This is a genomic window from Colwellia aquaemaris (genome assembly GCF_057548755.1).
Genome location: NZ_BAAJLV010000004.1, coordinates 152307 through 179244, shown reverse-complemented (window position 1 = coordinate 179244; position 26938 = coordinate 152307). Strand labels below are relative to the sequence as shown.

The window sequence follows — 26938 nt, the reverse complement described above, 5'->3', positions numbered from 1 at the left end:
TTCTGAAATGTTTTAAGAGAAGTTGAAATAAAATTTTAGGCGAAAAAAAACCTGCTAAAAAGCAGGTTTCTTAATGTGGCTCCTCAACCTGGACTTGAACCAGGGACAAACGGATTAACAGTCCGTTGCTCTACCAACTGAGCTATTGAGGAATAAAACTTTTACTTCCTTTATCAGGGAAGAGAGCATCGCTCTTAATGTGGCTCCTCAACCTGGACTTGAACCAGGGACAAACGGATTAACAGTCCGTTGCTCTACCAACTGAGCTATTGAGGAATTGTTCTTCTAATATAACAGCTTGCAATAAAACTGAAAGCTGTTATTTAACATTTTATCTCATCACAAGGACTTGAATAACCAACAGGAACAAACACCTATTCATTATTAAAGTACAGTCCATTACTCATTTTTTGAGCTGTGAAGAAAACTCTTAGCAACCGTTTTTATTTTAAAATAATAACCATTGCTTATTAATTTGGCTCCTCAACCTGGACTTGAACCAGGGACAAACGGATTAACAGTCCGTTGCTCTACCAACTGAGCTATTGAGGAATTGTTTCGTAAGCCGCTATTGGCTAACGGGGCGGAATATTAAAGGGCACTTGTCAGACTGTCAACACAAAATTTAGAAAAAAATCATTTTATTGTTTGTTTGCTTAATTTGCAGCCATTGTTGGTAAGTTTTCTGCAGTTTTTGTTGAAAAAATGCTCGTCACTAATCCTGTGAGAGTAAATTAGTAGTTATCCACTTAATCTGTGGATAACTGTGTGAGTTAAAGTGTAAATTTAGGTAACTTAAACAGTAGAATGCGGCTTGTAGTAATGTAAAGTATTTTGTTGTTTTTTTATTATTTACTTATTTAACAATAGATTAAGTGTTGTATTTGCTGTTTTACTCTCGGGGCGTGTGTTTTTTGTTCAAGAGTGATTTTTCGCACATTTTGCTGTGTACTTCTACGAAAGCCAGTGGAGCTTAAATTATCAGCAGGCAATTAAATTTGTAATATTGTGACTTTATTACTGGAATTAAAATATTTCCATAGCGAGTCTATTCGTGATCTTTTACAATGGCTAACGCATTCTATTTATCTCAACAATTGAAAGTATTAATGACCACTCCAAAAAAAAATCGCCAAATTAATTTACTTGTAGATCCCGTTGCACCGACATTGAAAAATATGACCGTTCCGATGATCTACGGAATGATTTTATTAATGACTTTCAACTTAGTTGATACATTTTTTGTTGGTTTATTAGGAACGCAACCTTTAGCCGCAATAAGTTTCACTTTTCCAATCACTTTTACCGTGATTAGTTTAACCATAGGGCTAGGTATTGGTACTTCGGCAGTTATTGCTAAAGCACTTGGAAAGGGCGATAAAGAATCAGCGAAAAACTTGGCAACCAGTGCATTGTATATAACAGCCATTATTGTAGGCTTACTGGCCATTATTGGCTATTTTCTAATTGATACTATCTTCTTATTATTGGGGGCTAGTGAAGCATTATTACCACTTATTCATCAATATATGGATATTTGGTTTTTGGGTTGCATTTGTTTAATTGGCCCTATGATAGGAAATGCTGCATTACGAGCATCCGGTGATACTAAAACGCCCAGTTTGATCATGGGTAGCGCGGGGCTTATAAATGCTATTTTAGACCCTATATTTATTTTCGGTTTTGGCCCTGTACCGGCTATGGGCATACAAGGGGCTGCAATTGCAACTTCTGTGTCATGGATTTTTGGTTTAGGTTATGTACTTTATATTTTGGGCGCAAAACGTGATTTAATTCATACACATTTAATACCGCTTAAAAAATTGATTCAATCAGCGCGTGGTATTTTGCATATAGGCTTACCGGCTGCAGGGGCAAATATGCTGACACCAATTGCATCAGCAGTGTTAACAGCGATTGTTGCCAAGTATGGCGAGTCTGCGGTTGCGGCTTTCGGTGTAGGTACCCGACTTGAGTCTATAGCTTGCTTGGTTGTGCTAGCCTTGTCGATGACCTTACCGCCATTTATTAGTCAAAACTTTGGTGCCGGCAATATGAAACGTGTTGCTGAAGGTTATCAAGCATCAATAAAGTTTGTTTTAGTATGGCAAGTTCTTATTTATGCGATTTTAGTGTTAGCGGCTCCACTCATTGCAGAAGCTTTCTCTAAAGAGCAAGCCGTTGCTGATATTATTACATTATTTATTTGGATATTGCCTTTAGGGTATGGTTTACAAGGCGTTATTATTTTAACAAACTCATCATTTAATGCCTTGCACAAACCTATGGTTGCACTTGCGTTAAGTATTATTCGTTTATTCGTTTGCTATGTACCTTTAGCTTATATTGGTAGTGTATGGTTTGGATTAGAAGGTTTCTTTGTTGGAGCATTACTTGGAAACGTACTAATGGCAATGATTTCATATCATTTATTTAATAAACAATGTCAAAATGATCCCACGCCAACAGAGGTGACTGTTTGATGAAGAATTTGAAAATACATTCAGATTATATACCTAGTGGTGACCAACCAAGTGCAATTGCTAAACTATTAGATGGTATTGATTCAGGCTTAGCGCATCAAACATTACTTGGGGTTACGGGCTCAGGTAAAACTTATACGATTGCCAATGTCATTGAGAAATTAAACCGTCCAACCATGATGTTAGCGCCTAACAAAACCTTAGCAGCGCAACTGTATGGTGAAATGAAGGAGTTTTTTCCTGAAAATGCAGTTGAGTACTTTGTTTCTTATTATGATTATTATCAGCCAGAAGCTTATGTACCAACAACAGATACCTTTATAGAAAAAGATGCCTCTGTAAACGAGCATATTGAACAGATGCGTTTGTCTGCAACTAAAGCCCTATTAGAGCGTCGAGACGTCATTATTGTTGCTTCGGTATCCGCCATTTATGGCTTAGGCGATCCAGATTCCTATTTAAAAATGATGCTGCATATTAGTGTGGGTGACATTATTAATCAGCGCGATATTTTAAGAAGATTAGCGGAATTGCAATACACGCGAAATGATGTCGCATTTCAACGGGCAACGTATCGAGTGCGAGGTGATGTGATTGATATTTTTCCTGCTGAATCGGACCGAATGGCGTTGCGAGTTGAACTTTTTGATGAAGAGATAGAGCGGATTAGTGTTTTTGACCCGTTAACTGGCGAAGTAGAGCGTACGGTGGCAAGAGTTACCGTTTACCCAAAAACGCACTATGCAACGCCACGAGAGAAAATATTAGCAGCTGTTGAGCAAATAAAAGTTGAATTAAAAGATAGATCTGCACAGTTAAAAGAAAACAATAAGTTAGTTGAAGAGCAGCGTATCGTGCAACGTACGCAATTTGATATCGAAATGATGAATGAGCTTGGTTATTGTTCGGGAATCGAAAACTATTCTCGCTATCTGTCAGGCAGAGGAGCAGGGGAAGCACCACCCACTTTGTTTGATTACTTACCCAATGATGGCTTGCTTATTATTGATGAATCCCATGTAACTGTGCCGCAAATAGGCGCCATGTACAAAGGCGATCGTTCACGAAAAGAAAACCTTGTTGAATATGGTTTTCGATTGCCATCGGCGCTTGATAACAGGCCGATGAAATTTGATGAGTTTGAGGCATTAGCGCCACAAACTATTTATGTTTCCGCAACGCCAAGCAATTACGAAATTGAAAAGTCGGCGGGAGAAATTGCCGAGCAAGTTGTTAGGCCGACTGGCTTACTTGATCCACAAATTGAAGTACGCCCAGTTGATACACAAGTGGATGATTTGTTATCTGAAATTCGTAAACGTGTTGAAATTGGTGAACGTGTTTTAGCCACTACGTTAACCAAACGTATGGCTGAAGACTTAACCGAATATTTAGATGAGCACCAAGTTAAAACGCGTTATTTACATTCAGACGTTGATACGGTTGAACGAGTAGAAATTATTCGTGATTTTCGTCTAGGTAAGTTTGATGTTTTAGTTGGTATTAACTTGCTCCGAGAGGGCTTAGATATGCCAGAAGTGTCACTAGTAGCCATACTTGATGCTGATAAAGAAGGCTTTTTACGCTCGGAGCGCTCATTAATACAAACTATCGGCCGTGCCGCTCGGAATATTAATGGCCGAGCCATTTTATATGCAGACCGTATTACTGGCTCAATGCGTAAAGCGATTGATGAAACCCAAAGGCGTCGTGCAAAACAGCATCAATATAATCTCGATAATAATATTACGCCAAGAGGTGTTAAGCGTAATATTACTGATGTGATGGATATTGATGGCGGTAAGAGTCGAGCAGAGTTTGCCGCCAAAGCGGCAGAGCCAGCAGCCAAATACCAGACACTTACAACCAAAGAAATCGATGAGAAAGTAAAAGAGTTAGAAGCACAAATGTTTACGCATGCACAGAACTTGGAGTTTGAATTAGCGGCGTCAGTTCGTGATAGTATAAAGCAGTTACGAGAGCAGCAACTTGCCACTTAAAGCTAGTTGACATTATATTTATGGTTAACAACACAACTAACACTTAATAACATATCCCTGATCAATGACAGTTAACAAGTGTTAGGCGTATAGGCGCAGTGTTTGAAGACGTTATTTAAGTTCAAACGTCATGTATTGATTAATAATTTTTGCAACATCATCGGTATTGCAATGCTTTAAATGGCTTACGTCGTTGATGATTCTATCCTGAATATCAACAGGGAATAGCAGTAATTGCTCTAAATATAAATGAGCATGGGTATCGTTATTACTGTTAATCAATTCGATTAAACGGTTCGCATGGTTTTTCCAAATGGCACTCATACAAGCATCCTCTTAGGTCAACAATTGCATTGTTTAGTTACAAGGCAACTTTTAGCAGCAACAATATTGCGTGCCTTAACTTAAGTTTAGAGCATGTATACCGGCTTATTATACATATTGGTAATTAAAAACCTGTACTGGTAATAAAGCAATATAAACCCGAAACATATCATGACAATTGCCGTATGTAATTTAGCTTTTTATTTCAAATTTTTCTAAACGATACAAAAATGCTTTGTATGACATATTTAGATACTTTGCCGCTTTGGTTTTGTTACCATTATTTAAGGTCAAAGTTTTTGATAAACAGTCACGCTCAAATTGATGCCAGCAAAAGCCTTGTTCTGGTAAGTTGAAAACTGGCATATTCTCAGTATTTTCTTGAGCTGAATTGCTGTTAAAGTTTTGTGTTAATTCAGTTTCATCGTTGAGTAAAACAAAGCGTTCGATGCGGTTTGATAGTTCGCGAACATTACCTGGCCAATGATACTCTAAAAGTTGACGATATAAATCATTAGATAACTTGGCTGGCTGACATTGATATTGCTTAGCGTGGTAGGCAATAAAGTGGTCAGCTAAAATGGCGATGTCTTGTTGACGCTCTCTTAATGGCGGCATATCAATTGGCACAACATTGAGCCGATAATAAAGGTCTTCTCGAAAAGCGCCCGTGCTTACGTCTTGTTGTAAGTTTCTATGGGTAGCCGCTATTACTCTGATATCTAATTTGATCTCTTCATTGCTACCTAAACGCGTAATAGTGCCTTCCTGTAAGAAACGTAATAAGTGAGCTTGTAATGTTGCACTTAACTCGCCAATTTCATCAAGAAATATTGTGCCTTTGTCGGCAGCTTCAAATCGGCCAATTTTTAACGTGTTGGCGCCTGTAAAAGCGCCTTTTTCCGCCCCAAACAGTTCAGCCTCAGCAATTGATTCAGCAATGGCGCCGCAATTAATTGCAATAAACTTTTCATGCTTTCTATCAGATTTTTCATGTAAAGCTCGTGCGGCAAGCTCTTTACCAGTACCACTTTCTCCTAAAATAAGCACAGTTGCATTGGTTGCTGAAACTTTGTCGATGCGTTGATAAACCTTTTGCATGCAAGGCGCTTTTCCAACTAAACCAACCAGTTTATTTTGCTCTGATAGCCGAGCAGATAATTCGGTATTTTGTCCACGTAGTTTTCTAGCTTTCAACGCCTTTTCTATCGTTAGTAACAACTCTTGGCGCTTAAAAGGTTTCGGAATATAATCATCAGCACCTTGTTGAAGTGCTTGAACTGCATGGTTAATAGTGCCGTAAGCCGTTGCAATGACAAAGCCGACTTCAGCAATATTTTTACGGCAGTAATTGAGCAGGTCAATACCAGATAGTTCAGCTAGTTTCCAATCAGAGAATACCACATCGATAGGTTTTTCTTTGATGGTTAAAATGGCGCTTTCCACGCAATCTGCTTGTAATATTTTATAGCCGCTGGCACTGAGAATGTCACAAATTAGCGCACGTTGATCTGGTTCATCTTCAACAACTAGTACCGTACAAAGTTCGGTCATAAGTTTTCCTTTTTCTTAAATTTCGCTGTGGCAATACAACCAATGTCTGAGGCATTTTCAAGTGTAAGTTGTCCGTGATAGTGCAATGATATTATCCGGTTGGCAATATAAAGTCCCATGCCTGCACCTTCGGGTTTTGTTGAAATATGCGGCTGAAATAGTTTGTTTTTAATGGACTCTACAAGACCTTCACCTTGATCTTCTACCGTTAAAATAAGGTAGTTATTATCTGATATTTTTGCAGATATCCTGACTTCACCATGAACAGGGTTTGCGTCGCAGGCATTATAAATTAGCGTATGGCAAATACTTCTAATTTCTGACTCGGCGGCTAATATTTCAATGTTTGAAGCAATATTTGTGATAAATGTTTGCGGCTTATTTTGGCAAGATTTATATTCAAGCAGTATATCTTGTACAACAGCTAAAATTGGTACAGTATCTTGGCGATTAATACCTGTGGTTGTTAATGTCAGTAATGCTTTAATATTACTGTCAATATGGGTGATTTTATTTTGCACCATGGCAATTAAACTTTGTCGCTGAGCCGCTGATAACTCATTATCAGATATTTGCTCAATTGATAGCCCTATAGTGTGAATAGGGTTGCGTAAAGCATGAGCTAAACCTCGGCTAACTTCACCAAGCTCAGCCAAATGTGCTATTTCGCTGTGCTGCTTTGCAGCTTGGGTAAGTTCATTTAGGTGCTTAACCATGTCATTAAAGTGGCTGATAGTTTGGCGAATTTCATTAACTCCACTTTCAACTACTTGATGATTATAATTACCTTTAGCCAGCTTTTTAAAGCCAGCACTTAAATTCTTTAATGGTTTATTAAACTGCACACTTAACCAATAGGCTAAGATCAGTGCAAAGGTTCCGCAAGCAATCAGCACCCATTGAATATAATCAATAAGTTGGCTTGTGCTACTTTGTGTTATAGCTGACTCTTGGCCTATCCAGCGTTCGCTGACAATTTCAGGCGAGCTGACAAAAATAGCTACATCATTGTTTTTGGTGAGCGTCGCTTTATTGTCATTATGAATTTTTTCAACTAAAGATTTTAGCTCTCGTTTAATGATATGGCGCTCGTTGCTTTCGCCATTATTAGTGTCTGTATTGCTCGCTTTAGAATGTTTCGCATTTTCAGGCGGCACATTTTCAACATGCTCTTTTTGCTGATATGCAAAGTGCCCATTGCTATCCACCGTTACGGTTACTGTATTATCATCTTTATTGATAAATTGAACTTCAGGGGCAATTTCCTCTATCAGCTGTGTAAGCTCTTCTTCACTCTTAAAGGGGGCATGCGGCACATTGCTTTCTCTGATTATTTTGTGGCGAAATATTTTGCCGTTTTCACTTGTTTGGTCAAACTCTTCTAGCGCAAGCTCGATAACTTGTTCGCTTAAAAACTTCGCTTTTGTGTTGACCTCAATTGCCAGGTTATCTTCTATCCAATGCACAAGAAATAACTGGCTAACGGTGAGTAGAATTATCAGCCCACCAATTAGGCTGAATAAATAACTTCTTAACGACATATTTTTATACTTAGTGGTTTTTATCATTACATTGAATATAACAAGTATAATGCCAATTTCTTATGTTTATTAAAAGCAATTAAAACAACAGCTTAGTTTTATTTACTGATAAACGCTTTAATTAATATGAAAAATATCCTGATATCAGGAAAGTTGATTCCTTATATCAGGTTATTCTGCTGATCGCTAAATGCTGATATTTTTGATACAAATATTTAAGTTATTGATATTTAGTTAAATTGCTTGGTTGGTATGCTTTTGGCTGTAACAAGTGAGTAAGTGAAACTAATTCACGCTAATAACATAACAGATAATCAACAAGGAAATATCACATGACACTACTTAACAAATTACGTATTGAAAACAATAAACTTACTAAGTTAACCGCGGCAATTATTCTTTCATTAGGTGGCGCTATTAGTAGTATGTCTGCTTTAGCAATGGCTACTGATAACGAGGTTCACAAAGAAGTGCGTGAAATTTCTATTGAAGCAGAGCATGGTAAAAACGTTAAACTTTTTGTTGATAATAATGGCGACATGGTTAACGTATCTATTCCACATTCGGCATTATCTGATGAATCGCAGTTGGCTGAGTATTTACAAGATGTACCTGAAGATGTGCGTGAAAAATTACTTAATGAACTATCAAATTTATCTGAAAACCTTTTTGTTTTGTCTGGCAGCAAAGGACATGGTGAAGAGATGCGTTGGGTAACCAGCGGTGATAGTGATAATGTGATTATTATTGAGAATGATGGTGATCATAAACTTGATATTGAAAAGCATATTATTAAAGAGTTTACGGGTGATGGCGAGCATAAAGTTTTTAAATTTAAGCATGGTGGCGATATGAAAGCTTCCGCCATTATTAGTATGTTAGAATTTGGAAAATTTAGTGCTGAAGAGTTAGATAAAATTCAGCAAGCCTTAGATGCTAAAAGATAGTTTATAATTAGGTTATTCCAAAAAATATTTAAATTAAAGCCAGCAAAATTTTGCTGGCTTTATTGTTATTAGCGTTTGGGCTAATAGTTTGATTAGTATTAACTAAATTTGAAAATATAAAAACAAAGAAATGTAAAATACTTATTGCACTGACGCTATATCAGCAGGCGGAGTTGTCTCTATGTATAAAAGAGATAGTTTGTTATTACCCAGATATTAATAGTTGATATAGATAAGCGGGACAGAAGAGCAATAAGACCATTATAAGTTTAATATAATGATACAGTTCAAAAACTATTGTAAATTGTTATCGTTATTTTTTAGAAAAACATCTTGATAAAACCTTATAAATGCTTCTTTTTTACTTTCTTCAGGCCACCAGTAATTCATTGTTGGGATATGGTTTTCTTGTTTACGTTGTTGTAATAGCACCTTGTTAACGCTTTCTATCACAGACTTTCCCCATGCATTCTTAGTACAAGCTACGCTGCCCAATGTGTAATCGCTTAAACCAGAAATAGTGAACGCGTTAAATTGAGTATCGTTACTATATGTTTGATAATAATTAAGTTCAAATGGAAACGTAAAAGTAAAGTCAACACGGTCTCGTTCTAATAATTTAAACAACCTTGTGTTGTCGGTAACACTTATTTTGGCATGAGAGTAACTATTGTATTGTTTGCTAATTGCTTTATCAATGAACTTCCCATAAGAGCGCCCTTTGATAGTGGCAAATGTTCTTTTGCTGTTAAAAAGCTGTTCTAAATCAATCGGTTCCTCTAAGGCCAATAGTTGAGATAAATCAGCTTTCATAACAACACGTATCGAAGGCGTGATTGTTACAGGTATTGAAAAGTAAGCATGTTTTTTTCTCTGTTCAGTTACAAATAATAGAGGATGGCAGATATTCTTTCCTCGCTTCATGTCATCAAATAAGGTATCTAAGCCGCTGACAGTATTAATATGCTGATATTGAGTAAGTTGGTTGGTTAAACTGTTACGAATACGATCAATAAACCCTTTTCCTTGATGAGGGCCGTGTAAAATTGAGGCAGGAGGTCTATGATCTGTTTGCCAATATATTATGCTTTCTTTTCCACTAAGTGAATAACTGGTTATAAGAAGAATGAATATTAATAAACATTTAATAAAATTTATTTTTTGGAGGTTTTCGAGATAGGTCATTAATATTGGAGAGCACCTTAAAGTAAGGATATCGTTAGTGTCTATAAAGAGAAGCTTAGTTGGAATTTTGACTAAAATAAAGCTGTTTCTTAAGCCTATTCAAAACATGTATTTCAACCAGTAACTAACGCACAATTGGCAAGTGAGAACGCAATATGCTTTTCTAATGAACTTGGTGCGATAACATCAAGCCTTAAAGTGTAGTTGTTTAGCATGAATACTAAATAAAAGTGATGTTAGTTATTTTTTAAGCAGAAGTGATTTTTAATAAATAATTATTAGCCTGAGTTAAGTATTAAAGCTATATACTTAACTCTACATTCAAAGTTTACAACAGGGCTTCAATATCAGACTTAAGTTGCTCAGGCTTAGTGGTCGGGCTGTAGCGTTTAACTACTTCACCATCACGGTTGATTAAAAACTTAGTAAAATTCCACTTAATACGTTTACTACCTAATATGCCAGGTGCTTGCTGCTTTAGGTGCTTGTATAACGGGTGAGTGGTATCGCCATTAACGTCAATTTTGCTAAATAACTCAAACGAGATATTAAAGTTGAGATCACAAAATTGCTTAATTTCGCTGTTGTCACCTTTTTCTTGTTGGCCAAATTGGTTACAAGGAAATGCAAGTACTTCAAAACCTTTATCTTTGTATTGCTGGTAAAGCTCTTCTAAACCAGCATATTGTGGAGTAAAGCCGCAAGCACTTGCTGTGTTGACTATTAGTAATGTTTTACCTTGATATTTAGTAAAATCAATTGTTTCATTTTTATAATTATCAGCACCAAAAGTGTATATAGTTTGAGTTGTCATTTTGTTCAACTGGTCGGATCAATATAACACACAGAATAAGGCAATAAGCTGAAATACACAATGACTAAGCTAGATGAAAGTTTTTAAAACAATAATCTAGCTTGATAGTGCTAAAGGCTTATTTATAAACGGGTGAGTAAACTTGACGTGTCCCAGCGGTTACCGCCATTTTTTTGTACGTCAGCATAGAATTGGTCAACAAGTGCTGTCAGCGGTAAGGTTGAACCATTATTTTTTGCTTCGGTTAGCGCAATATCGAGATCTTTTCGCATCCAATCAACGGCGAAGCCAAAGTCGTATTCGCCATTGATCATACTTTTATGACGATTGTCCATTTGCCAAGAGCCAGCAGCACCTTGGCTTATAACCTCAACAACTTGCGCGCAATCAAGGCCAGCATTTTTGCCAAAATGCAAAGCTTCAGCTAGGCCTTGTACAACCCCAGCAATACAGATTTGATTCATCATTTTTGCCAGTTGGCCACTACCTATAGGGCCAAGTAATTTACTAAATTTTGCATAGGCTTGCATAACCGGTTCTATGGTTTGATAAGCTGCTGCTTCACCGCCAACCATAATTGATAACTGACCGTTGACGGCGCCGGCTTCACCACCAGAAACTGGCGCATCTAGAAAGGTTAAACCAATGGAGTTAGCTTGTTGTGCTAGTTCTCGGGCAACAGTTGCAGAGGCTGTGGTATGGTCAACAAGAATTGCATCGGCTTTCATGCCTGAAAATGCGCCATTGGCTCCTAGAATGACTTGTTTTAAGTCATCATCATTACCAACACATACAAAAACAATATCACTATTTTTAGCGGCTTGTGCGGGGGTTGTTGCCATATCACCACCGTATTGATCAACCCAAGCTTTCGCTTTACTTTGGGTACGATTATAAACGGTTACTTGATAGCCTGATTTTTGCAAATGTCCCGCCATGGGGAAACCCATTACGCCTAAGCCGATAAAAGATACTTTTTTCATATTGTTCAATCTACTGCAATTAAAGTTGTTGATGTTTATAACATATCTTTAGGAGTAATTATTAGCTATTTAGCTGTGGTTTTGTATTTTATAAAGTGCTGATTTTAATTTCAGCAATATCGTCATTACTTTAGCTGTTAGTTTTATTCTATAATGAATAAAACCTTCAAGGATGGCTAACTATTGAGTTGTTATTATGCGCTTTCGCTATCTTGTCATTTTTATGCTGTTAACTGCTTTCCCGACAATTGCAGCCCCCGTTACGGTTCACATAGTTATTCCTGGCCCCAGTACGCCTTTTAAAGTTAGAAATCCGTTTATTGAAAAGCTATTGCGGGTTATTTTTGCTAAGCAAAATATTAAGCTAGAACTTGAATATGCCAAAGAAAGCATTAGCCAAGGCAGGGCACTAAAAGAGTTAAATAGTACTGGCGTTATTGACTTAACTTGGAGTGTAACAACCTATGAGCGAGAGCAATCTCTTATCCCGATTCGAATACCTTTGTATCAAGGATTTATTGGCTGGCGTGTATTTATTATAGATAAAGATAAGCAAGCAATATTTAATGATGTTAATAGTTTAGCTGATTTAGGAAAGTTGTTAGCAATACAGCGTTTTGATTGGCCAGACTATCAAATTTTTATTGAAAACAAGCTCGATGTCGATGGTAGTTTACCTTTTTCACAAATGTATAAAGCCATTGAAAATGGTTTAGCAGATTATTTTCCTCGTTCGGTATTAGAAGTTACTCGAGAGCTAAATTCTGTGCAGTCTGAGCAGTTAGCGGTTGAAAAATCTTTGTTACTAAAGTATCCAACCTCGTATTATTTTTTTGTTGGCAAAGATAACCATGAATTAGCTAGTATCATAGAAAAAGGTTTTGAATTGGCGTTAGCAGATGGTAGCTACCAATTGTTATTTCAAGAATGCTTTGGTAGTGCGCTAAAAATGTTAAACTTAAAGCAAAGAAAAGTACTGCATTTAAAGAGTTCACTAACGCCAAATTAGCCAACTCTTTACATGGTAAATAGATTATTTATTAATATATTCAAACAGCGTTTTTAATATTTGCATTTTTTCAGTGTTGTTTTCGTGCTCAAACGCTAAGTTTTCTAATTTGATCATAAATTCGTCTGCACTTAGTAAACCATTAGCGCCGTATTGAATACGATTTTGGCAATGTGCTTGCCATTTTTGTTGTTCGCTATCGGTTAGTGTTAACGGAAAGTTTCTCGCTCGATATCGAAATAATAAAGTTGCTAGTCTGCTATCTTGAAATTGAAACGGATGTGTGGCGAGCTGCTCTGGCGGTAATTGGTGTAAAATTTCCATTTGCGCCTTATCGCTATGCGAGAAAAACTTTCCGCCGTAAAGGGCAAATTCGGCATCAATATCTTCATCACCAAAATCGTTATTAGCAAACACGTCGGTAAGTTTATCTCTTAACTCACCAAATTCTTTAAGCTTTTTAAGATTACTCAAACAAAGCTCTCGTGGAATATCTAACCGCTGTGCATTTTCAGGTAGTAGTGTTTTGGCTGGTGCGACAACTGGGCACTTATTTAAGTGGATCAACTTAATAGGAATTGGCAATTCATCGTCAGCCAATTCGTCATAACGGGTATATAAACGCGCTTTAATTTCTTCGCTAGACAAGTTAAATAATGGTGACGGGTCTCTGGCTAGATCTATTGCAACAACAGCGTTTTTGTTCACCGGATGATAACACACAGGGGCAAACCAACTAGTACAACCGTGCGCCGAAGATACTTTACTTGAGGTATGTACAACTGGTGTCATGTTATAGACATCAATAAGCTCAGCAACCTGTTTTTTATTTTTTAAGTTAAAAATAAATTCATATAATTTAGGTTGCTTTTCTTTAATGAGCTTTGCCATGGCAATTGTCGCGTAGACATCACTCATGGCATCATGAGCGGCTTCATGGGCAATACCATTAGCTTTTGTTAGTAATTCTAAACGAAAACTAACTACTTGCTCATCATCTCGTTCAATAGTTGGCCATTCGATACCTTCTGGGCGCAATGCATAACATGCACGTACCATATCGATAATATCCCAACGGCTATTACCATTTTGCCATTCGCGGGCGTAGGGGTCGTAAAAGTTACGATAAAGTAGGTAGCGAGTTACTTCGTCATCAAAGCGTATACTGTTATAACCGGCAACACAGGTGTTTGGTTGAGAGAATAAATCATGAATGCGCTTGGCAAATTCAGCTTCTGTTAAACCTTCGCGTAACGCTTTTTGCGGAGTAATACCTGTAACTAAGCAGGCCTCAGGTTGTGGCAGATAATCTTGTGGCGGCTGACAATAAAACATTTCAGGCTCACCAATTATGTTTAGGTCTAAATCGGTGCGAATACCGGCAAATTGTGAAGGTTTATCAAACTTAGGTGACACTCCCCAAGTTTCATAATCGTGCCAAAGAATGGTTGGCTGATCTATATCATTATTGTTAGTTTTATTTTGTTTTGAGTTGTTCATATAAATCAACTGAAATTTTTATTTTATTAGGTAATGTAACACGTGAATGCATTGTGCGTACTAAGCCAATGATTAAAACGCAAACAGCACTTTTAATTGCGGTATTGCTATATGCCTGCGACGATAACAGAATTAGAGAGCATGTTAAACAATGCTGTGACTATGGTTGCGGTTTTAATTAAAAATAAATGAATTGTTACTGGGTTAGTTTGCTAATAATTGTTAGAGCACAGCAGAGTAAAATACGTTTTTTACTTCCAATTTTGTCTTCATTTATCGGCCGGGAAGAAAATTTACTATGAATTATTGATCTGTCTCAAGAACGTGCATGAGACGTGATTGCCATTTTTAATTATCTCTTCTAGTACTTTACATAATAGCTTGAGTTTCACTGGCGATTAACGTGAATATTGGAGGTAATATGAAGTATATAATCTTAACTATATTGTCTATCATCATGGTTGCAGGCTGTGATTTAGGGCCACAGTCTCCAAGAGGGTTTAGCTTACCAGAGGGCAATGCAGAGCAAGGTGAGCTTGTACTACAAAAATACCAATGTTTATCTTGTCATATCATAGAAGATACTAAGCCATTGGCGTCTACAATTAATCATCCTGATTTTGCCATTCGACTTGGCGGAAAGTCGACTAAAGTCACCACTTATGCCGAGCTGCTTACTTCAATAATAAATCCTTCTCACAAACTTGCTAAAGGCTATCCATTAGCGAGTATTCAAGAGAAAGGAGTATCTAAAATGAAAATTTACAATGATGTGATGACAGTATCTGAACTTGTTAATCTAGTAACGTTTTTGCAAGGAAAATACCAGCTTGTGCCTTATCGCAATACCAATTATCAATATTATGGCTATTAAAAATTTACTACTACGTTTTTAACGGAGATGAGTTATGAGTGACTTGTTATATCTTGTCGCCGTTGATGGCAGTGAATGTGCTCAAAGAGCTGCACAGCGAGCGATTAACTTAGCGGTGAAATGTCGTGCAAAAGTTCGTTTATTGACCGTTATGGATTGGTCTTATTTGCAGCCCTTAATGATGGGAGATGCTGTTATCTCTGGGCCAATGCTAAATAAAAGTGAGGAAGAAATAAACATTCGTAAGCGTGTAATAAAACCCATTCTAGATGCGTATGATACTCATAACGTTAATATTAGTAGTGACGTACTGGAAGGGGAACCGGTTGAAGTGATACTAGAGCAAGCAAAAACGCTACATGCCAATATGGTGTTTGTAGGGCGACAAGGGCGCTCACGTGTCATAGATTTGCTCCTTGGCAGTGTCGCAAATAAACTCGCGCATCGCATTGGTGTACCAATAGTTTTGGTGCCATAGAGATATTGCTAAATTTGAATCTTACTATGCAAATGAGAATTAATTGCATTTAAGTGTTGACATCGCTTTTATTTTATAGATAATGAGAATCATTCTTGTTTGGTTGCTTGAGTTAGTTTTCTGAGCAACCGTATAAGATGTGAAAGGTTCTACAGTGATGAAGCAGTATAGACCTATTTACGAATTAAATTACAAGCTTGAACTAAATTACTACTCCCTCCAATTTAGTAATAAAGGTTAAGTCTATAAAAATTACGACGAGGTTTTTATAGGTGTTGATAGCAATGTTGTTTTTTCGTGAATAGGCTTCTATTAATCATTGAAGCTAGGATTATTTTGGGTTGAGTTTAAAAAGTTTAATTTGTTAATACTCAGGCCAAAAAGAATTAAGTGAGTGGGATGGTGTTTAAGCCGTCATATTAACTTAATACCGTACTTCTTTAATCGTCGCCGAAAACGGTTAAAGAAGTACCAACGTTATCGTTAGCTTTATATTTTTATGGGAATTGTGTGCTCGTAATTATATAAATAGCAACAGCTAAAGGTGATGGCGGGGTGATCCCGAAAATTAGCACATGTTGAAATATCTAGTTAAAAGTAAAATTTCTATCGATATTTTGCTGAAAGTATAGTTATTGTATTTAATTGGCTTTTGCCCAGGATCTCAAGCCGAGAAAATTAATTGCGATATCAGTAGGCAAATGATGTAAACAGGCAAACTATTTAGATGGCACTCGCTATATAGTTTGTATGTGTAATACCTAATGGATTGGGTGTTTTCAAGGAAGAATTTAACAGGGAGCGAGAGACGCTATAAATCGTCAATTTATAGCAAGTAGGGCCAGTTAACGCTGGCCCTTTCTTTATATACAAAACAACAAAATTACTATGTGTTTGATTTGTTAATTTACACCGTGTTGATTAAGGTGGGCACTGTATTCTTTATCCGTGCCATTGATATGATTTATTAACCAGTTAGATAAAAACTCGCTAATTTCATTCAACGCGTCATGACCCTTTTCATTGTATAAGTCCATAAAGCCATTAACTTGCTCTATCATTTTTTTGTGTTGTTCTTTGTGTGCAACTGTATCCGGATAGTCGTGTTGCTCTAATAACTGCTCTTCGCGTTCAAAGTGATATTTGGTATAGCTGATCAGGTCATTTAACGCTTCACGTTCATATTCTTCACTCATGGCATAGTCATAGGCCATAGTAAATTGATTCAATAAACTGATCAGTTTTTTATGGTCATTGTCTAAGCTGTCAATGCCGACACTATATTCATCTTTCCACACCATTTCATTGTTTTTAACTGTTTTCTTATAAAACACTGGAATTAAAATTAATACCGCAATAAGTATCCATGAAACTGGGTTGGTAATACTTGATAGGAAACCCAAAAATATGGCGACAATAATTAAGCCAATTATGGCGGCGTATATTAAAGATTTACTGCGACTATTCATAAATAATACTCATATAAAAAATGTGGTTAAATTATATTGTTAACTGATTAACTAAACTCGCATTGATTCTAATACGAATCGTCACAGATTCCCGTAAAACCTTTTTATTTGTTGACCTTGATCAAGTTGTAAATGCATTCCGTTTGAATATTTTTAAAACTTGATCTGCATCAGGTTTTTAATTCGCAAAGTAATGAATAGTTGCACTACTTTAAATTTATTCTTGAATTTAAGCATAGCGATGAAATTTGAGTGATCAAATTAATCGATATAAATAAAAAAAGAGTAAGTTGCAAAAACTACAAATTTGTCTATCTATTGTCTACATTTGTTAAGAGCGTCAGATAACAAAGTAGTTGATAGAAGTTATAGATGGATAAGAAACACACATTTTAAACATGAAGCTAGTTAATATTGTAAACGGAGATAATCCTATGAAAACGATTAAGTATAGTCTTTCAGCACTTGGTTTAGCTATTGGTATGGCAGCTACTGGTATCAGTATGTCAGTATCTGCAGCAGAGCCAACGTTATCTGAAGCAGATTTTGAAAAAGCGCAGCTACAGTACTTCCAACGTTGTGCTGGTTGTCACGGTACTTTGCGTAAAGGTGCTACAGGTAAAAACCTTGAGCCAAAAAATACCCTTAAAAAAGGTCAAAAGCGCTTAGAGAAAATTATTGCTCTAGGTACTGAAGGTGGCATGAATAACTTTGATGATTTATTCACCAAAGAAGAAATTGCTAATATGGCAACGTTTATTCAAATGACTCCACCGGTTCCACCGGAAATGTCGTTAGAACAAATGCGCTCTCACACTAAAGAATACGTTGCACCGAAAGATTACCCAGCAAAACCATTACATGGTCGTAACTGGAAAAACTTCTTCGTTGTTATCGAACGTGATGCTGGTACTGCCGCAATCGTTGATGGTGATACAAAAGAAGTTATTACGCATATCAATACAGGTTACGCGGTTCATGTAATTAAAGGTACTGAGCACCATAAAATTGACCATGCGAAAGATGTTGGTCGTTTTTGGTACACCATAGGTCGTGACGGTAAAGTTAACAAAATCGATTTATGGCAAACTCCTGAAAAAATGTTAGTTGCTGAAACGAAAATGGCATATGACGCTCGTGATATCGCGGTTTCTGGTGACGGTAAATACGTAGTTGCTGGTGGTTACTGGCCTGCGCATTTCGTTATCATGGATGCGGTTACCTTAAACCCACTTAAAGTTGTTTCAACTCGTGGTTACAACACTAAAGGTGAGTTTGTTAACGAAGCTCGTGTAGCAGCTGTTTACACTTCTCCTAATAAATCAGAGTTTACCATTGCTGTTAAAGAAACGGGTCAAATGTTACAAGTTGACTACAGCGATTTAGATAACTTAACTATTACTAGCATCGCGTCTTCTGAATTCTTACACGATGGTTTCTACGATCCAACTGGTCGTTACTTCCAAATTGCTGCTAACGCATCAAACAAAATGGTTATCGTAGATACAGAAACTGGTAAGTTAGAAGCTCAAATTGATGTTGATTCATTACCACACCCAGGTCCAGGTGCTAACTGGATTGATAAAGAATGTGGTCCTGTAGGCGGTACTACTCACTTAGGTACTGGTTTAGTATCTGTTTGGGGTAACGATCCAATCAACCACCCAGACAAAGCGTGGAAACTTTGTTATGAAGTTGAAACAGACGGTGCTGGTGCCTTTATCCGTACTCACCCAACGTCTCAATATGTTTGGGCTGACCAATTGAAACACCCTGAGCCAGAAGTTCAACAATCAGTACAAGTATTTGATAAAGATACTCACGAAATTGTTAAAACTATTCGTGTAACTGAAGAAGAAGGTAAAGCTGCACTTCACATGGAGTTTAACCAAGATGGTACTGAAGTTTGGGTTTCAGTTTGGAACCGTACAGATGCGAAGAATCCTACTGGTGAAATCGTTGTATATGATGCAAAAACTCTTAAAGAGAAGCACCGTATTAAAGGTTTAACTACACCAACGGGTAAATTCAACGTATTTAACCGTTCTAACCACAAAACTTAGTAAGGAACTTAATTGATAGTCGGTGATATTGTTTGTGACTATTCTCCTCACTTAAATATCACTTTATCAACTTAGGTTAGTGGGCATGGTAATTGCCATGTCCACGCTTTTTCGCTTTATTCTGTAAGAGTTAATTATGGTAAATAACACAGTAAATAAACCCAGCTTTTGGTCTCGTCGACTAATTCTTGGTACAACGGTATCAGGCGCGGTGATCTTCTTTGTCGTTGGTATTATCTTTTGGGGTGGTTTTAATACCGCAATGGAAGCAACAAATACCACCGAATTTTGTATCGGTTGTCATGAAATGGAAGACAACGTTTATCAAGAATACAAACCGACCATACATTATTCTAATAGAACCGGCGTAAGAGCTGGTTGTCCAGATTGTCACGTACCTAGGCCTTGGATTCACAAAGTGGTTCGTAAAATCCAAGCTTCATATGAAGTTTATGGCTGGTTAACAGGCAAACTTGATACCAAAGAAAAATTTGATGCTCATCGCTTTACTATGGCGAAAAGCGTTTGGAAAGCAATGAAAGATACTGATTCAAGAGAATGTCGTAACTGTCATAACTTTGAATCTATGAATCCAGAATTTCAGAAACCTCGTGCCCGTAAACAACATTTAAATGCTTTTGAAACCGGACAAACATGTATTGATTGTCATAAAGGCATTGCACACCATGGTGTGAGAGATAAATTATCTGATGAAGAATTAGAAGCAATTGAAGCGCCAAACCCGGCTTACATTCGTGAAATTCCGCAAATGTATAAAGATGGTTTAGCAAGAGTTGAAGCGAAAGAAGCAAAAGAAAAGGCCGCAGCAAAAGCAGCAAAAGAAGCTGAAAATGCAAAAGTGCAAGCGCAAATTGAAAAAGCGGTAGCTGCAGCAACAAGTAACATGACGGCAGCACCTTCAGCAACAAAAGCTGAAGCAAGTAATAAGCCTTCGGCAAATGGTAGTGATATTAATGTTGATTGGGGTAAATCTAACTCAACAGATATCAGTGTATTTTACCCAGGTACAGCATCAATTGAATGGGTACTTGGCCGTAAACACGGTGGTAAACGTGCCTTTACCAAAGGTGACCGTTGTGTCGAGTGCCACGGTGATGAAGTGGCTGATATTGGTAACAACATAGCATCAGGTGAAAGTGAGAAAGTTGAAGACCCAGCCTTAATACCTGGGAAACGCGGTAGCTTTGATGTCACTATTAATGCCGCACATGATGCAGAAAACTTATACTTGAAGTTCAGCTGGCCTGAAACTGACCATGTACCAGCACCATTTGTTGATGGTGGTAAGATGGACCCTGCAAACTCAATGAAACTGGCGTACATGGTTGCAACAGATGAAGTTGAATATGCTGACAGAGCAGGTTGTTGGGGCACATGTCATGCCGACGTTAATGGTATGCCATTTGTACCAGAAAAAGATGCGTTACTTGGCTCTGATTTAGCCAAACGTTTAGACTTTAGTAATGGCTTAACAAAATACACGAAAGAGTCGCGCACTAAACTTGAATTGAAAGGTCGTGGTGGTAAAGCTCTTGGTGGTTGGGACCAGTTAAAAGACGACGCAGCTATTAAAGCCGAATTAGACGCGAATAAATTTATGGATATCGTTCGCTATAAAGCCGGTGAAGGTAAAATTGAAGATGGTTATATTTTAGCCGAACGTCAAATGCACGGTGGCCAGGGTGGTGAAGTAAGCGCAACACTTGAAAACGGCACTTGGACTGTAATGGTTAAGCGTAAGCTGAAATCTGATAAGCCAGGCGATGTCGATATTGAAGCAGGTACAGTATATAACTTTGGTTTTGCCATTCATGATGATTACACCAGCGGTCGTTACCATCATGTATCATTTGGTTATAAGTTAGCGCTTGGTAATGCTGACGTAGAGATTAATGCAGCAAAACTGTAATTGTTGCGCTATCGAATGATAGAGCCCATTAACTAGCTTATGTAATTAAGCGAAGAACTGAAAAGCCTTTTGTGAAAACAAAAGGCTTTTTTATTAGCAAAGATGGCATTTATGAACAGAATGTTCTAACCGGGTTTATTGTTCTTTAAATAATCGCTTGCTACATTGTTGGCTTCGATGTAATTGATGGAGTTAAACAGGGAATAAGGATGAGTTTAATTAAGAATTTTAGGATGTTGGCTCGATATAACCTGCGGGTTAATAGCCAGCTTATGCAAGTGAGTATAGCCTTACCACAAGCGCAACTTACCACGGACACAAGGTCGTTTTTTTCAAATATTGTCGATTATTGGAATCATTTACTCTTTGGTGATTTGATTTTACTAAGGCGCTTAGCAGCAAATAACCTTGGCATGTTGTCACAACAAAGTTTTGTTGGTTTACCTCTAGCCAAATCACCCGCCGATGTCTACGCAACGGATATTCATGAACTTAAAGAATTGAGGCGAAAAGTTGACCTTTTACTACTACAGTTTTGTGATAACTTAAATGATGATGAAGTTGAAAATATGATCACTTACACAACAACTGAAGGTGAAATTATCAGTAAACTTGCTGCAGATATTCTCCAGCATCTATTTAACCATCAAACCCATCATCGAGGCCAATTAACTTGCGTTTTAAGTCAGTTTGGGGTTGATTATGGCTGTATGGACCTTCCTGTTATTGTTGCGGAGGGGAGTCAACGTTTTTAAATACCTATTCGATATAATTTCACGATCACAAAATGAGAAAATATCCATTATTTTTCATTTTATTTTAAAGCTACTCAATGTTTGATATAGCGCATGTGAAGCCGCCAAAAGTTAATGTACTTGTTGATGGCACAGAGTTAGCAGGTTGGGGGGCACGTTGCTTGGGATGACTTTAAGTTGGTCTTGAAACAAAACAATGAATTTCAAAAAATCGCAACTTATGGCAATAAAAACTGGCAAAAAATTAGCGTTAAAATAGGGGCTTGGTTTGTTACTGGAGAAATAAAATACTTTGAGAGTCTAGACGAAGCTCTACTTTGGATTAATAATTAATGTGAGCTAGCTATTATAGAAAATAAGGGAGGTTACTTATGCGCACTTTTATTTCACTGTGCCTGTTGTTGGGCGCGTTTAACTGTGCATATGCAAAAGATATTGTTGTTGAAGTTTATAAAAAGAAATTTACACCGGCAGAAGTCATCATTGAAAAAGGTGATACGGTCATTTGGAAAAATATTGAAAAACGCCAATATCACAACGTTTGGTTTAAACAACTTGACAAAGAAGAGCCCGATTATTTTTTCCCGGGAGAAAGTTATCAACGTACCTTTAATGATGTTGGTAAATTTCCATACGAATGTGGCCCTCACCCGAAAATGACTGGTGTTGTGACCGTAACGGAAAAGTAATAGTTATAAACTGAGAAGATTTAGTGACATTGCTCACAAATAGGCAAAATTTGTAGCTTGGTTGATCGGAATCAAACACTATTCATTCACATTACAATCTTGATTGCCATCGCAATGGAATGAGCGTACTTTATCGGCATATTCTGTATCAAGAGAGAATTCTTTTCTAACTTGGTATTTCGTTGTTCTTTAGTGAAAGCGTGTAAATAGGAAATTATGACTACTGTAAATTTAAATTCGATAGACGAAACGGCTGACAATTCTTTGTTTTATCAAGAACAAGATAATGAGGTTGCTCTTTTTGAATACGCCTACGGCCATCAATTACCTGTGCTGATCAAAGGACCGACGGGCTGTGGTAAAACGCGCTTTGTTGCGCATATGGCTGAGAAACTCAATAAACCTCTTTATACCGTTGCTTGTCACGACGATTTAACGGCAGCGGATTTAGTTGGCCGCCATTTAGTGGGGCCAGAGGGGACGTATTGGCAAGATGGTCCGTTAACTAAGGCGGTTCGTGAAGGCGGTATTTGTTATTTAGATGAAGTTGTAGAGGCGCGTAAAGATACTACTGTGGTATTACATCCACTGGCTGATGACCGACGTATTTTGCCATTAGAGCGCACGGGGGAGCTAATTGAAGCAGCACCTGGTTTTATGTTGGTTGTTTCATATAACCCAGGTTATCAAAACTTGTTTAAAGGCATGAAACCTAGTACGAGACAGCGTTTTGTCGCATTAAGGTTTGACTACCCAGAAACTCAAGTTGAGCAAGATATTATTATCAAAGAAACTGGCGTAGAACCTAATATTGCTTTTAAATTGGTTGAGTTAGCGCAAGCGTTACGCCGTTTAGAAGAAAATGATTTAGAAGAAGTGGCGTCAACTCGTTTATTAATTTATGCAGCCAAAATGATATCAGCGGGTATGGATCCAATAGAAGTGTGTCGGTGCTGTTTAGCTGAGCCACTATCTGATGATATTCAAACGGTTAATTCGATAATGGAAGTGGCGAAAATTTATTTTGATGCCTGAGTTTACCACGCTATCAAGTGATGTTTTAGCTGCTAAAACATCACAATCTCAAACAAATCAAGCTAAAAAACTACCGGGCGATCTCGCTATGTGGTTTTTCATTTTGGCTGAACTCACCGTTTTCGCTATATTTTTCATTGGTTTTGCTATTGCTGAAAACTCAAATTTAGCAATGTTCGCACAAGGTAAAGCACAACTGCATAAACTGGCAGGCCTAATTAACACCCTTGCCTTAATTACAAGTAGCTATTTTGTTGCTATCTCTTTGCATTTAATGCGCAATAAACAAGAACGTAAAGCTGTTAAACAACTCATTTATGCTTTATGTTTTGCAAGCATTTATATCATACTAAAACTATGGGAATACCAAGCCTTATTTTCACAAGGTATTGATATAGAAACCAATACATTTTTTACCTTATATTTTTTAATTACCGCTTTTCATTTTATGCACATACTTTTAGGTATGGTAATTTTGGTATACATGGCAGTAAATGCCTATAAAGATAAATACAATGACCCAACAACTGAAAATGAATTTTCTGGTTTTGAGTCTGGTGCATGTTATTGGCACATGGTTGATTTATTGTGGATTATTCTCTTTCCATTAATTTATGTTATTTAGGTTGAGTGAGGGATTATTACCATGAACAAATTACTCAAAAAAATAGCTTCACAACACTTCGCGCTAAGCTGGTTTTGGTTAGTGATTTTAACGTTTGCGTCGGTGGCCGCAGGTTACTACTTTCAGTCACCGACGAATAATTCACTTCTTTTTATCGCTGTTGTGATGCTTATTATTGCAATGAAAGGGCAACAAGTTATTGATGTTTTTATGGAGCTTAAGCAGGCGCCTAAGCTTTGGCGTTATGTAATGCTAAGTTATGTTGTTATTATTCCTTTGCTGATAACTATTATTTATCTTTAGTCATTTTTATCTTATTTGTTGTTTGGTATTCGGTACTGACTAACTTTATTACCTTTCAATAATCTCTGTTTTTGCTGTTGATAATAAGCCACTTAATTTATTACCTTCTTGTTATACGGTATTGCCAAAACCCTTGATAAAGCCATTGGAAAATTAGTGAAAATATCAAGATAGTTATTGCTTGGTAAGTGCTAAAGCTGAAATGCAACGTCGAATAATTTCCTTACTAAAAATAGGGCTTTAGCATTAAGTTGTCAAAATAACTTAATTTTTCAGCGTTGCGGATTTGATTTTTAACAAAGTTCAAACTTTTTCGAATTTTTTTGTTACACATCTTCAAAAACTTGATTCTTATCAAGGTGAAAAAATAAATATTGTCCTATTATTAATTTGCTTTATTACATTATTCTTTAATAAGGGAAACACCATGTCAGAGCGTTTTACAAAAGGCATGGCTCGAAATATTTATTACGGTGGAAGTGTATTCTTCTTTCTAATATTTCTTGCTTTGACTTTCCACACAACCAAAGAGATGCCCAAACGGGATCATCGAGAAAATATCACTGAGTCTGTAGCGCGCGGTAAGGCGTTATGGGAAGACAACAACTGTGTCGGTTGTCACTCATTAATTGGTGAAGGTGCTTACTTTGCTCCTGAGCTAGCTAATGTTTATGACCGTCGCGGTGGCGAAGCTGGCTTCAAGGCATTTTTTAGCGGTTGGATGAAATCTCAACCATTAAATATTCCTGGTCGTCGTCAAATGCCTAATTTTCATTTAACAGATCAAGAAATTGATGATCTAGCTGAATTCCTTAAGTGGACTTCTGAATTAGATGATAATAACTGGCCACCAAACATAGAAGGATAATGGCGTGAATACTCTTAAATATCAATCACAAGCCGTTGCAAAACCTTATTTTGTTTTTGCTATGATCTTGTTTGTAGGCCAAATCTTATTTGGTTTGCTCATGGGTTTACAATATGTTGTCGGCGATATTGTCGGTGGCTTAATTCCATTCAACGTAGCACGTATGGTTCATACTAACTTGCTAATTGTTTGGTTACTTTTTGGCTTTATGGGTGCTGCGTATTACTTAGTACCAGAAGAAGCTGAAACAGAACTACATAGCCCTAAACTAGCAATTGCCTTATTTTGGATATTTGCTGCTGCAGGCGTGTTAACTATCTTAGGTTATTTACTTGTACCATATGCAACGTTAGCGCACATTACAGGTAACGATTTATGGCCAACCATGGGGCGTGAGTTCTTAGAGCAACCAACCATTACTAAAATTGGTATTGTTGTTGTCGCATTAGGCTTCTTATACAACCTGGGCATGACTATTTTGAAAGGTCGTAAAACAGCTATCAACATGGTGATGATGACGGGTTTAATTGGTTTAGCCGTATTTTTCTTATTTGCTTTCTATAACCCAACTAACTTAGCGCTTGATAAGTACTTCTGGTGGTTTGTTGTTCACTTATGGGTTGAAGGTGTATGGGAATTAATTATGGGTGCAATCTTAGCATTCGTATTAATCAAAGTTACTGGTGTTGACCGTGAAGTTATCGAGAAATGGTTATATGTGATTATCGCTATGGCGTTGATCTCAGGTATCTTAGGTACTGGCCATCACTTCTACTGGTTAATGACGCCAGAGTACTGGCAGTGGGTTGGTTCTATTTTCTCTGCAATTGAACCGTTACCTTTCTTTGCTATGGTACTTTATGCTTTCAATATGGTTAACCGTCGTCGTCGTGAACATCCGAACAAAGCGGCAACGTTATGGGCACTAGGTACTTCAGTAATGGCTTTCTTAGGTGCTGGTGTATGGGGTTTCCTACACACACTTGCTCCTGTGAACTACTTTACTCACGGTACGCAAATTACAGCAGCTCACGGACATATGGCATTCTATGGTGCATACGCAATGATTGTTATGACGATAATGTCATATGCTATGCCTAAGTTACGTGGTGTTGGTGAAGCAAACTGTAATAAAGCTCAAGTAACTGAAATGTGGGGCTTCTGGCTAATGACTGTCGGTATGGTATTTATTACTTTATTCCTAACAGGCGCTGGTGTACTACAAGTTTGGTTACAACGTTTACCTGAAAGCGGTGAAGCATTAAGCTTTATGGCAACTCAAGACAAATTAGCTATCTTCTACTGGTTACGTGAAATTGCTGGTGTTGTATTCTTAATTGGTCTTATTGCTTACCTTGCTAGCTTTTTCGTTAAAGAAAAAACAGCCGCATAGTAAATGAGTTTGAATTCAAAATTTTGAATTTCTCACTATAATTAGTCTATATAAAGCCGTGATAGTGATATCACGGCTTTATTTTTGCCTTTCAGGTTAGCGATAAATTATGATGC

Annotated in this window: 24 protein-coding genes and 3 tRNA genes; 16 read left to right on the top strand and 11 right to left on the bottom strand. The window is 37.3% G+C overall.

The window, feature by feature from the left end; all coding sequences use genetic code 11:
• Positions 1–76: 76 nt before the first annotated feature.
• The 3 genes from AC27HL_RS12685 to AC27HL_RS12675 all read right to left on the bottom strand — a co-directional run bounded on the left by AC27HL_RS12685 (position 77) and on the right by AC27HL_RS12675 (position 552).
• Positions 77–152, bottom strand: a tRNA-Asn gene (locus AC27HL_RS12685).
• 48 nt (positions 153–200) lie between these two features.
• Positions 201–276: transfer RNA gene (locus tag AC27HL_RS12680), tRNA-Asn, on the bottom strand.
• A gap of 200 nt (positions 277–476) precedes the next feature.
• A tRNA-Asn gene (locus tag AC27HL_RS12675) sits at positions 477–552 on the bottom strand.
• A gap of 557 nt (positions 553–1109) precedes the next feature.
• On the opposite strand from AC27HL_RS12675, the gene AC27HL_RS12670 reads away from it, so the two are divergent.
• Together AC27HL_RS12670 and uvrB are read left to right on the top strand one after the other, a co-directional pair.
• Positions 1110–2483: an MATE family efflux transporter gene (locus AC27HL_RS12670; protein WP_487081373.1), complete on the top strand. Its 1374-nt coding sequence runs from the start codon at positions 1110–1112 to the stop codon at positions 2481–2483.
• On the top strand, positions 2483–4483 hold the full coding sequence (uvrB, locus tag AC27HL_RS12665; RefSeq protein WP_487081372.1) for an excinuclease ABC subunit UvrB: 2001 nt from the start codon (positions 2483–2485) through the stop codon (positions 4481–4483). Before AC27HL_RS12670 ends, uvrB begins: the two co-directional genes overlap by 1 nt.
• Before the next feature lie 111 nt (positions 4484–4594).
• Here the strand turns inward: uvrB and AC27HL_RS12660 are convergent, their stop codons facing one another.
• The 3 genes from AC27HL_RS12660 to AC27HL_RS12650 form a co-directional block, all read right to left on the bottom strand.
• A complete protein-coding gene (locus tag AC27HL_RS12660) occupies positions 4595–4807 on the bottom strand; it encodes a hypothetical protein (protein ID WP_487081371.1) in 213 nt (70 codons plus the stop codon).
• A 192-nt stretch (positions 4808–4999) separates the two neighbouring features.
• Positions 5000–6361: a sigma-54-dependent transcriptional regulator gene (locus tag AC27HL_RS12655; RefSeq protein ID WP_487081369.1), complete on the bottom strand. Its 1362-nt coding sequence runs from the start codon at positions 6359–6361 to the stop codon at positions 5000–5002.
• Positions 6358–7902, bottom strand: coding sequence for an ATP-binding protein (locus AC27HL_RS12650; RefSeq protein ID WP_487081368.1), 1545 nt, complete (start codon positions 7900–7902; stop codon positions 6358–6360). The genes AC27HL_RS12655 and AC27HL_RS12650 overlap by 4 nt, the downstream gene beginning before the upstream one ends.
• Positions 7903–8234: 332 nt before the next feature.
• Here AC27HL_RS12650 and AC27HL_RS12645 point away from each other — a divergent pair, with 332 nt between their 5' ends.
• Positions 8235–8849 (top strand): hypothetical protein, encoded by a 615-nt coding sequence (locus AC27HL_RS12645; protein WP_487081367.1) that lies wholly within the window; start codon positions 8235–8237, stop codon positions 8847–8849.
• Between the two features lie 294 nt (positions 8850–9143).
• Here AC27HL_RS12645 and AC27HL_RS12640 read toward each other — a convergent pair whose 3' ends face one another.
• The 3 genes from AC27HL_RS12640 to AC27HL_RS12630 all read right to left on the bottom strand — a co-directional run bounded on the left by AC27HL_RS12640 (position 9144) and on the right by AC27HL_RS12630 (position 11831).
• Positions 9144–10034 (bottom strand): TIGR02285 family protein, encoded by an 891-nt coding sequence (locus AC27HL_RS12640; protein ID WP_487081366.1) that lies wholly within the window; start codon positions 10032–10034, stop codon positions 9144–9146.
• Between the two features lie 328 nt (positions 10035–10362).
• On the bottom strand, positions 10363–10848 hold the full coding sequence (locus AC27HL_RS12635; RefSeq protein ID WP_487081365.1) for a glutathione peroxidase: 486 nt from the start codon (positions 10846–10848) through the stop codon (positions 10363–10365).
• 122 nt (positions 10849–10970) lie between these two features.
• The gene (locus AC27HL_RS12630; protein WP_487081364.1) at positions 10971–11831 is read right to left on the bottom strand and encodes an NAD(P)-dependent oxidoreductase; all 861 of its coding nucleotides are present in this window, start codon (positions 11829–11831) and stop codon (positions 10971–10973) included.
• Positions 11832–12027: 196 nt separating this feature from the next.
• Between AC27HL_RS12630 and AC27HL_RS12625 the strand changes: the two genes are divergently transcribed.
• The gene (locus tag AC27HL_RS12625; protein WP_487081363.1) at positions 12028–12840 is read left to right on the top strand and encodes a hypothetical protein; all 813 of its coding nucleotides are present in this window, start codon (positions 12028–12030) and stop codon (positions 12838–12840) included.
• A gap of 24 nt (positions 12841–12864) precedes the next feature.
• Here the strand turns inward: AC27HL_RS12625 and sbcB are convergent, their stop codons facing one another.
• On the bottom strand, positions 12865–14340 hold the full coding sequence (sbcB, locus tag AC27HL_RS12620) for an exodeoxyribonuclease I (RefSeq protein ID WP_487081362.1): 1476 nt from the start codon (positions 14338–14340) through the stop codon (positions 12865–12867).
• A gap of 421 nt (positions 14341–14761) precedes the next feature.
• Between sbcB and AC27HL_RS12615 the strand changes: the two genes are divergently transcribed.
• Complete coding sequence (locus tag AC27HL_RS12615; RefSeq protein ID WP_487081361.1) at positions 14762–15214, top strand: cytochrome C; 453 nt, start codon at positions 14762–14764, stop codon at positions 15212–15214.
• A 34-nt stretch (positions 15215–15248) separates the two neighbouring features.
• Positions 15249–15692, top strand: coding sequence for a universal stress protein (locus AC27HL_RS12610; protein ID WP_487081360.1), 444 nt, complete (start codon positions 15249–15251; stop codon positions 15690–15692).
• Positions 15693–16594: 902 nt separating this feature from the next.
• Here the strand turns inward: AC27HL_RS12610 and AC27HL_RS12605 are convergent.
• Complete coding sequence (locus tag AC27HL_RS12605) at positions 16595–17161, bottom strand: bacteriohemerythrin (protein WP_487081359.1); 567 nt, start codon at positions 17159–17161, stop codon at positions 16595–16597.
• A 434-nt stretch (positions 17162–17595) separates the two neighbouring features.
• Here AC27HL_RS12605 and AC27HL_RS12600 point away from each other — a divergent pair, with 434 nt between their 5' ends.
• The 10 genes from AC27HL_RS12600 to AC27HL_RS12555 all read left to right on the top strand — a co-directional run bounded on the left by AC27HL_RS12600 (position 17596) and on the right by AC27HL_RS12555 (position 26822).
• A complete protein-coding gene (locus tag AC27HL_RS12600; RefSeq protein ID WP_487081358.1) occupies positions 17596–19224 on the top strand; it encodes a cytochrome D1 domain-containing protein in 1629 nt (542 codons plus the stop codon).
• A 136-nt stretch (positions 19225–19360) separates the two neighbouring features.
• Positions 19361–21154, top strand: a complete 1794-nt coding sequence (locus AC27HL_RS12595) for a NapC/NirT family cytochrome c (protein ID WP_487081357.1) — start codon at positions 19361–19363, stop codon at positions 21152–21154.
• A gap of 209 nt (positions 21155–21363) precedes the next feature.
• Entirely contained in the window at positions 21364–21909 is a 546-nt protein-coding gene (locus AC27HL_RS12590) for a DinB family protein (RefSeq protein WP_487081355.1), read from the top strand.
• A gap of 177 nt (positions 21910–22086) precedes the next feature.
• Positions 22087–22242, top strand: coding sequence for a SpoIIAA family protein (locus tag AC27HL_RS12585; RefSeq protein WP_487081354.1), 156 nt, complete (start codon positions 22087–22089; stop codon positions 22240–22242).
• A gap of 38 nt (positions 22243–22280) precedes the next feature.
• Positions 22281–22598, top strand: a complete 318-nt coding sequence (locus AC27HL_RS12580) for a cupredoxin domain-containing protein (RefSeq protein ID WP_487081353.1) — start codon at positions 22281–22283, stop codon at positions 22596–22598.
• A 216-nt stretch (positions 22599–22814) separates the two neighbouring features.
• Positions 22815–23633 (top strand): AAA family ATPase, encoded by an 819-nt coding sequence (locus AC27HL_RS12575; RefSeq protein ID WP_487081352.1) that lies wholly within the window; start codon positions 22815–22817, stop codon positions 23631–23633.
• Positions 23626–24258: a cytochrome c oxidase subunit 3 family protein gene (locus AC27HL_RS12570; RefSeq protein WP_487081351.1), complete on the top strand. Its 633-nt coding sequence runs from the start codon at positions 23626–23628 to the stop codon at positions 24256–24258. The genes AC27HL_RS12575 and AC27HL_RS12570 overlap by 8 nt, the downstream gene beginning before the upstream one ends.
• Positions 24259–24279: 21 nt before the next feature.
• A complete protein-coding gene (locus AC27HL_RS12565; RefSeq protein ID WP_487081350.1) occupies positions 24280–24561 on the top strand; it encodes a cytochrome C oxidase subunit IV family protein in 282 nt (93 codons plus the stop codon).
• Between the two features lie 427 nt (positions 24562–24988).
• On the top strand, positions 24989–25429 hold the full coding sequence (locus tag AC27HL_RS12560; RefSeq protein ID WP_487081349.1) for a c-type cytochrome: 441 nt from the start codon (positions 24989–24991) through the stop codon (positions 25427–25429).
• Positions 25430–25433: 4 nt separating this feature from the next.
• Positions 25434–26822 (top strand): cbb3-type cytochrome c oxidase subunit I, encoded by a 1389-nt coding sequence (locus tag AC27HL_RS12555; protein ID WP_487081348.1) that lies wholly within the window; start codon positions 25434–25436, stop codon positions 26820–26822.
• The last annotated feature ends 116 nt before the right edge of the window (positions 26823–26938 follow it).